Consider the following 220-nt stretch of genomic DNA (forward strand, 5'->3'; position numbering starts at 1 on the left):
GAAATGCCCGATGCGCTCGAAGCCCATCGCGCGGGGATTGAGCTGCACCAGCTGGCGCGGGCTGTTGCGGAAATAGCCGAGCCCCCGGCGCATGGCCGCCGGCGTGGCGAACTCGTCGTCGCTGGTACTGACCGCCAGCATCGGCGCCCGGATCGCACCGAAACGGCTGAACAGCAGTTCGTGCTCGTCAGGCGGATAGCTGTCTTCCAGCCGCGCCCCG

General features: G+C 68.6%; 1 pseudogene. It reads right to left on the bottom strand.

Features of this window, described 5'->3' with window-relative positions:
- Positions 1-220, bottom strand: a pseudogene (locus V6767_RS22795) (alpha/beta hydrolase); the annotation flags it as partial.

This window comes from Martelella sp. FLE1502 (genome assembly GCF_053484255.1).